At 58.2% G+C, this 6,865-nt stretch carries 5 protein-coding genes; 3 read left to right on the forward strand and 2 right to left on the reverse strand.

Annotation, left to right across the window (positions count from 1 at the left end; all coding sequences use genetic code 11):
- Positions 1–135 precede the first annotated feature (135 nt).
- Together MJ257_RS24095 and MJ257_RS24100 are read right to left on the reverse strand one after the other, a co-directional pair.
- Positions 136–2,061: a beta-N-acetylhexosaminidase gene (locus MJ257_RS24095; protein ID WP_240271720.1), complete on the reverse strand. Its 1,926-nt coding sequence runs from the start codon at positions 2,059–2,061 to the stop codon at positions 136–138.
- 43 nt (positions 2,062–2,104) lie between these two features.
- The gene (locus MJ257_RS24100) at positions 2,105–2,965 is read right to left on the reverse strand and encodes a helix-turn-helix domain-containing protein (RefSeq protein ID WP_240271721.1); all 861 of its coding nucleotides are present in this window, start codon (positions 2,963–2,965) and stop codon (positions 2,105–2,107) included.
- Between the two features lie 142 nt (positions 2,966–3,107).
- Between MJ257_RS24100 and MJ257_RS24105 the strand changes: the two genes are divergently transcribed.
- The 3 genes from MJ257_RS24105 to MJ257_RS24115 all read left to right on the forward strand — a co-directional run bounded on the left by MJ257_RS24105 (position 3,108) and on the right by MJ257_RS24115 (position 6,338).
- The gene (locus tag MJ257_RS24105; RefSeq protein ID WP_240271722.1) at positions 3,108–4,166 is read left to right on the forward strand and encodes a Gfo/Idh/MocA family protein; all 1,059 of its coding nucleotides are present in this window, start codon (positions 3,108–3,110) and stop codon (positions 4,164–4,166) included.
- A gap of 28 nt (positions 4,167–4,194) precedes the next feature.
- Entirely contained in the window at positions 4,195–5,073 is an 879-nt protein-coding gene (locus MJ257_RS24110) for a sugar phosphate isomerase/epimerase family protein (protein WP_240271724.1), read from the forward strand.
- A 407-nt stretch (positions 5,074–5,480) separates the two neighbouring features.
- On the forward strand, positions 5,481–6,338 hold the full coding sequence (locus tag MJ257_RS24115) for a sugar phosphate isomerase/epimerase family protein (RefSeq protein WP_240271723.1): 858 nt from the start codon (positions 5,481–5,483) through the stop codon (positions 6,336–6,338).
- The last annotated feature ends 527 nt before the right edge of the window (positions 6,339–6,865 follow it).

Raw genomic sequence — 6,865 nt, forward strand, 5'->3', positions numbered from 1 at the left:
AAACCTCCACTTATTTTCGCAGAATTCGCCCATTGAAGCCAATCCGTCGAAAATGAGTTGGAGGTTTTCCACTTAAACCATCGGACTCCCCTTCCCCCGCAAAATGAGTTGGAGGTTTTCCACTTCGTCCGAAATTTACATCGACAGCGAACCCGCCGTCGCGATCTGATGATACAAGCCGTTCACGTCCAGCGTGCCGAAGACGTTGTTCTGGTTAAACACCAAGCGCTCCGCCTCCAGCTCTTCCAGCTTCAGGACGCGGCCGTTCGCATAATCCAGCAGGCGGTCGCGCGCCGACGCGGCGCGGCTCAGCACCCCGCCGTAACGGATGTCGAGCACTTCCCAGCCGAACGGCTTGTACGTTCCGAGCCACAGCTCCCGGTGCGCCACCCGCAGCTCCTCGACCCGACGGCGCAGCTCAGGCAGCGTCTCGTCAGCGATCCGCCGCAGTCCGTCCCGATCCCCGGCGTCGTAAAGGCGCTTGATCGTCACGCCCAGCGTCGACTTCACGGACAGCGCAGCGGCGAGCTTTTCGTAGAAGACAAACATCGCGGTAAACGGCTCCGTCAACCCGCTTCCTTCCCCTTCACCGTAACCCCGCCATTTCTCAACGAGCCCGGCATAATAGTCCGGCAGCGTCCCTTCCATGCCTTCCACATGCTTATCGAACAGGCCGATCAACAGATCCTGCCAGAGCAGGAACTTCGACGGATTTGCACCGTAATAGTTCCCCTCGTGGACCTCCGGCACTTCGTCCATCCCCTTCAACGCCTCGAGCGGCCCGAACAAATCGAGCCCCGTGCAGGCGGCCAGCCGCTTCTGCAGATGCTCATCGCTCACCTCACCGTCATGGTACCCGTATTCCGCAAACAACTGTAGCCCCGGCAAAATCACGAAATGATTCGCCTCGTTCCCGTTGTCGCCCCACGCGGTCGCAAACACCTCACGCAGTCCGCTCCGTTTCGCCGCCCTGAGCGCCGGGTGCATGGATGACCAGGTTTTGCCGTGGTTCGGGGCCATCAGGTTCCACATGTGGATGCCTCCCGCGAAGATCGGCTCCGACCCGAGCAGCCGGTGCTTGTCGAACACCTCTTTGTACGCGTTCTCGTCCGTTCCCCAGTAGTTCCAGTAGACGAACCGGAGGCCGTCCGGGATCTTCGCCATATTTTCCGCGGAAAAATCCGCCTCCATGTTGTACAACCCGCCCTGCACGTCGTTCGACAGCAGGTTGAAATACATGTCGCTCCAGATCATCGGTTCCAGCCCCAGCTTCCCGGTGATCTCCATGACCCGCCCGACGTGCTCGTTCATCACCTCGAACCGATCGCGGAAGCCGTTGTCCCGCAAATAGCGGCCGAGTCCGACCTGGAACGCTTCGTCCATGCCGATATGGATGCGCTTCGAACGGAACGGCGCGGCGGCCGCCCGGATCGTCTGCTCCAGGAATTCGTAGGTAGCCGGCGTACCCGGCAGCACAATGTCGGGATGGTCGCGCAGCGGCTCGGCATAAAGCCATTTCAGCGCGTGAAATAAATGTCCCAGCGTTTGAATGCACGGGATCATCTCAATGCCGAACAACGCGGCGTAATCGTCACACTCCCGCAGCTCCTCCGCCGTGTACCGTCCCCGCATGTAACCGAAATAAGGCAGTTCCGGCACCTCATACGTGTCCTCGGTATACATCATCAGCCCATTCAACCCCATGACCGCCATATACCGCAGCATCTGCTTGATCGCGTCCACCCGCATCACCGCATTGCGCGACGCATCCAGCATCGCTCCGTTGTAATCGAAGCTCGGCAGTTCGGTCAACTCAAACGCATCCGACGTCTTAGCCCGCTCCACCAACAACCCCAGCGCACGGAAAAAATGAATCTTCTCCACATACTCGATCCGGCCTTTCCCGCCGCCAAGCGAGACCCGTAATTGCCCGGCATCCCGAGGCAACCGCACGACTTCCACCGGCAAACCCGCCGGGTCCGCCTGGAATCCGAGCTGCGTCTCCAACTCTTTTACGCCATGAACCAATTCCTCGTCCCATCCTTGAAAATAAAGCTTCATCCCGTGAACCTCCCCTATAGTGTAAACCCCTGCGCCCAGACCTTTATTGTCCGCCCCGGCTCCGATAGCTCCGCGGCGAATAACCGGTGATTCGCTTGAACACGCGCGAAAAATAAAACATGTCCTGATACCCCAGCGCCTCGCCGATTTCCTTGACGCTTTTTTCCGTGTTGAGCAGGACGTTCTTGGCTTCGGCCGCCTTCAGCCGGTGAATGAATTCGTTGAGCGGATAACCCGAATATTCGTGCACGATCCGCCGCAGCGTCGACACCGAAATATGATGCCGCGCCGCCAGCTCCTCCGGCGTTGGATCCGCATACAGCGAAGCGGAAATGTCCTCGATTACCTTCAGCACGAATCGGCCCCGGTTCCCGGCCTCCGCCTGATCCGCCTGCGACACCAACTCGTACAGGAAGGACTCCAGCATCAGCGAAGCCCGGTCGAGATTGCTTGGCACGCCGCTGTCGATCAGCATGAACATCAGTTCCATCCGGTTGATGACGGAGTCGTCGATCGCCGCTTTTTTGACCTGATCGGGGTGCTGTAGCCAGCTTCCGAGCCATTCCTCAACCCGGGAGCCCTCCACCGTGAAGTAATACTCGTCCCAATGCCCTTCCTCGTGCGGACCGTAATGAAACGTTTCGCCCGGGAACAGGCAGAACCACGAGCCGGCCGTGACCTCCTGCCTGTCCGCGCTGCCGGCCTGGTAATACCCGCTCCCGCCCGTGATCACCACAAACGCCCAATACCGGAACTTCGCATCTTGGCGCTGCATCGTGCGCCCGGGCAAATGACCGGCGTTGACGACGGCCAACGATTGGATTTTGCGCCGGCTGGCATCCACCGCGGGATTGAACAGTCGGATCGGCTCAGGACTGATCATATAATCCAGATATTTTGTCATCCTGAACATTCTCCCTTTAAAATGCCTGTGCTAAATTAGGGGTGCCTAAACATAACTTTGAATAAATAAAACATATCCTAGCGAATGAATGCTCTCATTGTAGCAAACTCGCGCGGAGAACGAAAGGGTGCACCTGCGAAAAATGAGTGAACTGAACATCGGCCTGATCGGCACCGGTTCCATTTCCGAGGCCCATCTGCAAGCCTACCGCGCCAACCCGCGGGCCAAGCTGCTCGCGATCTGCGACGTCAATGAGGAACGGGCCCGGAACATGGCGGGCAAGTACGACATCCCGCACGTTTACACGGATTACCGCGAAATGTTCGCGAATCCCGAAGTGCACGCGGTCAGCATCTGCACCTGGAATAACACCCATGCCGCGATCAGCATCGCCGCTCTGGAAGCCGGCAAGCAGGTACTCTGCGAAAAACCGCTGTGCATCACCGTGGACGAGGCCCTTCAGGTGCAACAGGCGGTGGAACGGACCGGCAACCTGCTGCAGGTCGGATATGTGCGGCGCCATGCCTCCAATATCGCGGTGCTGAAGAAATTCATCGATGCCGGCGACCTTGGCGAGATCTATTACGCCAAAGCGAGCCTCCTCCGGCGGCTTGGCAATCCCGGCGGCTGGTTCGCCGACAAGTCGCGTTCCGGCGGCGGCCCGTTGATCGACATCGGCGTGCACGCGATCGATCTCTGCTGGTACCTGATGGGCCGGCCCAAAGTCAAATCGGTAAGCGGCAACACCTACGCCAAACTGGGGAATCGATCGAACATCGAGAACTATCCCTTTTATCAAGCCGCGGACTATGACGCCTCCCTCAACACGGTTGAAGACATGGCCAACGCGCTGATCCGCTTCGAGAACGGCGCTTCGCTGATGGTGGATGTCAGCTTTTCCCTGCATGCCAAGCAAAATTCCGCGCAGATCAACATCTATGGCAACCAGGGCGGTGCCGAAATCGAACCGGCGTTGTCGATCGTGACCGAGCGCCACAACACCATCATGAACCTCGATCCGCAGATCAGCTCGCCAGGGTTTGATTTTCACGTGGCGTTCCAGAACGAAATCAATCATTTCGTCGCCAGCTGCCTGGACGGCGCCCCGCCGATCAGCCCCGTGGAGGACGGCGTGGAGATGATCAAAATCCTGAACGCGATATATGAATCGGCCGCTGAAGGTCGAGAAATTCATTTCTAAATTCGAAGTCCAAGGAGGCGCGAACTGGATGAAGCTGAACAACAAAATCGGAATTATCGTCGACAGCTTTGGCGTAGGCGTCAAGGAAGGCTTGAAAAAGGCGAAAGCGGCCGGAGCTGAAGGCGTACAGATTTATGCCGTCTCCGGCGAGATGGATCCGGCGGTGCTAATCGGACCCAAACGTAAGGAGCTGTGCGATTACATCGATAGCCTGGGGCTGGAGATCTCCGCCCTGTGCGGCGACCTGGCCGGCCATGGGTTTCAGGACGCCGCCGCCAATCCGGCCAAAATCGAAAAGTCGAAGCGGATTCTCGATCTGGCGGTTGAACTGGGCACGAACGTCGTGACCACGCATATCGGCATCGTGCCGGAGGACGCGAACGGGCCAATTTATGCGGCCATGCAGCAAGCTTGTGAGGAGCTGGGCGTATATGCGAAGAGCCTGGACGCTTATTTTGCCATCGAAACCGGACCCGAACCGGCCGCCCATCTCAAAAGCTTCCTGGACACCCTCACCACCAACGGCGTCTCGGTCAATTTCGATCCGGCCAATATGGTTATGGTCACGGGGGATGACCCGGTCCAAGGGGTCAAGACGCTGCGGGACTACATCGTCCATACGCACGTCAAAGACGGCATCCGCCGCCGTCCGGTTGATCCGCGGGACGTGTACGGCTTCCTCGGCTACGACGCGATGAGCCACGAGAAAATCGCTGAAATGGCCGCCTCCGGCGCGGGCTTCGAGGAAGTGCCGCTCGGCGCGGGCAGCGTCGACTTCCCGGCCTATTTCGCCGCCCTGCAGGAAATCGGCTATACCGGCTACCTGACGATCGAGCGCGAAGTCGGCGACAACCCGGAGGAGGATATTCGCCAAGCGGTTGGGTTCATCCGGTCGTTCCGGGATTAAGCTGCCTGAAGGGTGAGCCGTAAGGACGCCCGATGATGGGAGCAGGCCGTACCCAGGTGACGAGCGGTGTCGCGGATTGTGCTTTGCGAGCACTCTACTTTCGCCTCCCGGGGTGCGGCCACCCTTAAAGTTGGGCCGATCACACGGAATGCTGCCCCACAGGGACCGACCGGTCCCACCGCTGCAAGTAACGGACTCAAATGACCTTATTGGGTTATTTCTCGACGATTTCCCAACGTTTTACGGACTCCAGCGACCTTATTAGGCCCAAGCTTTGGCGTTTTAACCCACCCTATCCGAAATAAGGTCTCCTCGGTCCGTTAACTAAGCGAATCGCTCCAGAACCGGCAAATAACGCTTCTGGAGTCCGTTAGCCAGGAACTACCACTAAAGGAGATGGACCTTTCATGAAACTGGGAGTCAGTTCATACAGTCTCTATCAAGCGATGCAGGCCGGATCGATGACCCTCCTTGAGGTTATCGATTGGGTTGCCGACATCGGCGGGGAGCATATCGAAATCGTGCCGCTGGGATTTAACTTCGGTGAAACCCCCGAGCTGATCGAGCAAATCCGCGAGCGCGCGGCCCAGGCTGGGATCGCCGTATCCAACTACGCGATCGGCGCCAATTTCGCCGTCGATTCGGAGGAGGCTTACGCGGCGGAGATCGCCCGCGTCAAACGCGAGGTCGATCACGCCCATGCGCTTGGCGCCAAGCTGATGCGGCATGACGTCGCCTCCCGGCCGGACACCTCGATCGTCCGGTTCCAGGAGGACCTGCCGCGGATCGCAGACGCCTGCCGCGAGATCGCCGATTACGCCGCACAGTACGGGATCACGACCAGCCTGGAGAACCACGGCTATTACGTGCAGGCCAGCGATCGGGTACAGGCGGTGATCCATGCCGTCGACCGGCCGAACTACAAGACGACGCTCGACGTGGGCAACTTCGTTTGCGTCGACGAGAACCCCGTCGTTGCCGTGAAGAAGAACATCAGCTACGCCTCGATGGTCCACGTCAAAGACTTCTACATCCGGCCCGAAATCCGCAACCCCGGCGCCGGTTGGTTCCGCAGCGCGGGCGGCCAATACCTGCGCGGCGCCATTGCCGGCCAGGGCGATCTCGACCTGTGGGAGATCCTGCGCATCGTGAAGACGTCCGGCTATGACGGCTACCTCTCCATCGAATACGAAGGCATGGAGGACTGCCGCCAAGGCACCCGCATCGCCTTCGACAATGTCCGCCGCATCTGGGACGAAGTCTGACCCCGGATGACAGATCTTAAGCGAGGTATACTTTTGTATACCTCGCTTTTATTGCCTAGTTGTCCGGACACTTTGCACGATTATCCCCTTGAATCAGGTGGCATCAGCTTGCACCGCAGAGCTCTATTAATAATCACTCCCTAGCCCTCTCTTCTTCTTTCACCCTCCTCACCCTGAGCAAAAGGGATAATCGCGCAAAGGAGCTCCAAAAGACTAATGTACGGGAGCTTTGCACGATTATCCCCTTGAATCAGGTGGCATCAGCTTGCACCGCAGAGCTCTATTAATAATCACTCCCTAGCCCCCTCTTCTTCTCGTCCCCTCCTCATCCTGAACAAAAGGGATAATCGCGCAAAGGAGCTCCAAAAGACTAATGTCCAGGGGCTTTGCACGATTATCCCCTTGAATCAGGTGGCATCTGGTTCCTGAACAAAAGGGATAATCGTGCAAAGAGCTCTCAAAGACAAAACAAAAAGGTTACCCCCGCCATTGCAAACGATGGCAGGAGTAACCATGAATTGGACTTC

The organism is Paenibacillus timonensis (assembly GCF_022427145.1).
Taxonomy (GTDB): Bacteria; Bacillota; Bacilli; order Paenibacillales; family Paenibacillaceae; genus Fontibacillus; species Fontibacillus timonensis.

Excerpts from the sequence above, each read along its gene's own strand:
- MJ257_RS24095 (WP_240271720.1), bottom strand. The coding sequence starts at position 2,061 with ATGAAGCTTTATTTTCAAGGATGGGACGAGGAATTGGTTCATGGCGTA.
- MJ257_RS24110 (WP_240271724.1), top strand. The coding sequence starts at position 4,195 with ATGAAGCTGAACAACAAAATCGGAATTATCGTCGACAGCTTTGGCGTA.
- MJ257_RS24115 (WP_240271723.1), top strand. The coding sequence starts at position 5,481 with ATGAAACTGGGAGTCAGTTCATACAGTCTCTATCAAGCGATGCAGGCC.
- MJ257_RS24105 (WP_240271722.1), top strand. The coding sequence starts at position 3,108 with ATGAGTGAACTGAACATCGGCCTGATCGGCACCGGTTCCATTTCCGAG.
- MJ257_RS24100 (WP_240271721.1), bottom strand. The coding sequence starts at position 2,965 with ATGACAAAATATCTGGATTATATGATCAGTCCTGAGCCGATCCGACTG.